This is a genomic window from Phenylobacterium sp. CCH9-H3, assembly GCF_001557235.1.
Taxonomy (GTDB): Bacteria; Pseudomonadota; Alphaproteobacteria; order Caulobacterales; family Caulobacteraceae; genus Phenylobacterium.
The window spans coordinates 1-1,636 of record NZ_LSJI01000220.1 but is presented as its reverse complement, the minus strand read 5'-3'; the positions used below and the strand labels follow the sequence as shown (position 1 = coordinate 1,636).

Annotated in this window: 3 protein-coding genes and 1 pseudogene; all 4 read right to left on the bottom strand. The window is 68.6% G+C overall.

What is annotated here, in order from left to right:
* A partial coding sequence (locus AX721_RS19160; RefSeq protein ID WP_197422648.1) for an NAD(P)(+) transhydrogenase (Re/Si-specific) subunit beta occupies positions 1–517 on the bottom strand: 517 nt, incomplete at its 3' end.
* On the bottom strand, positions 514–855 hold the full coding sequence (locus tag AX721_RS19155) for a hypothetical protein (RefSeq protein WP_068877579.1): 342 nt from the start codon (positions 853–855) through the stop codon (positions 514–516). The genes AX721_RS19155 and AX721_RS19160, both read right to left, overlap by 4 nt.
* Positions 852–1,172 (bottom strand): proton-translocating transhydrogenase family protein, encoded by a 321-nt coding sequence (locus tag AX721_RS19150; RefSeq protein ID WP_068877578.1) that lies wholly within the window; start codon positions 1,170–1,172, stop codon positions 852–854. The genes AX721_RS19155 and AX721_RS19150 overlap by 4 nt, the downstream gene beginning before the upstream one ends.
* 15 nt (positions 1,173–1,187) lie before the next feature.
* Positions 1,188–1,636, bottom strand: a pseudogene (locus tag AX721_RS19145) (NAD(P)(+) transhydrogenase (Re/Si-specific) subunit alpha); the annotation flags it as partial.

Sequence of the window (1,636 nt, the reverse complement as noted above, 5' to 3'; positions counted from 1 at the left end):
GCAGGTGGCGGGCGGGCAGCAGGATCGGCGCGCCGCTCATGTTGCCGTTCAGCTTCAGCGCCGCGATGACGGAGCCGGTGAGGGTCACCGCGCCGATGGCCAGGCCGAGCGAGAGCTCGATCAGCGAGGTCAGGTGGACCCGGCCGTCGTCGCCGAGGATGCCGTAGGCGGCGGGCGTGTAGATCGCGGCCACGGCCACGAGGCAGGCGGCCGCGCCGACCAGGCTGTGGAAGGTGGCGACCAGCTGCGGCATCGAGGTCATGGCGACCTTGCGGGCGATCAGGGCGCCCACGACGCCGCCGATGGCCACGCCGCCGACGATCAGGCCGAGGGTCAGCGGGTCCAGAGCGCCCTGGCCCCAGAGGGTGGCGAGCGCGGTGGCGACCGCGATGCCCATGCCGATCATGCCGTTGCGGTTGCCCGCCTGGCTGGTGGTCGGAGAGCTCAGGCCCCTGAGCGCCAGGATGAACAGCACCCCGGAGACGAGGTAGAGGATGGCCGCGATATTGGCGTTCATGCGGAGGCCCCCGTCCCCGTATCATCGTTCGATTGCGAGAAGGTCCGCGCGATCCGGCGGACGGTTACGATTGCGATCAGCGCGCTGAGGCCCGCCCAGACCCACAGCGCTGTCGTTTCCGACATGTGGCCTCGTTCGACCATTCCGCGCTCCATAAGCAACGAATGGTAGACCAGGGCGGACAGCAACAGGCCGTAGAGCACTCCGCCGACAGGCGCCATAATGCGGCGGGCGCGAGGCGACAGCCGGCCCATCAGTCCGCCAGCGGACAGTGCGCCGAAGCCCACCACGCTGACGGCTGCAATGGCGAACATCCCCAGAAGGATGTCGAGGCTCACTTCGCCTTGTCCTTCTTCTTGTACATGGCCAGCATCCTCTGGGTGACGAGGAAGCCGCCGAATATGTTCACCGCCGCGAACGCCGCGGCGACCGCGCCGGCGCCTTTCGAGACGAGGATGTTGCCGGTCAGCTCGCCGTCGGTCCCGCTGGCCGCGGCGGCCAGGAGGGCGCCCACGATGATCACCGAGGAGATGGCGTTGGTGACGGCCATCAGCGGGGTGTGCAGGGCCGGCGTCACGCTCCAGACCACGTAGTAGCCCACGAAGATCGCGAGCACGAAGATCGCCAGGCGGAAGACCGTGGGATCGACATCCATCGTTTCAGCTCCGGATCAGGCTTGCAGGTTGGGGTGGACCACGGCGCCGCCGTGGGTGACCAGGGCGGCCTTGAGGATCTCCTCCTCCAGGTCGGGCGCGAAGGCGCCTTCCTTGGTGAGGAACAGGCCGGAGAAGGCCAGCAGGTTGCGGGCGTAGAGGGCCGAGGCGTCGGTGGCGATGCGGCCCGGAAGGTTCGGAATGCCCAGGATCTTCACGCCGTTCGCGGTCAGCGCGACCTCGCCCAGCTTGGCGCCTTCGACGTTGCCGCCCTGCTCGATGGCCAGGTCGACAAGCACCGAGCCCGGCTTCATCGAGGCCACCTGGGCCGCGCTGACCAGCTTGGGCGCCGGGCGGCCCGGGATCAGGGCGGTGGTGATGACGATGTCCTGCTTGGCGATGTGCGAGGAGACCAGCTCGGCCTGCTTGGCCTGGTATTCCTTGCTCATCTCCTTGGCGTAGCCGC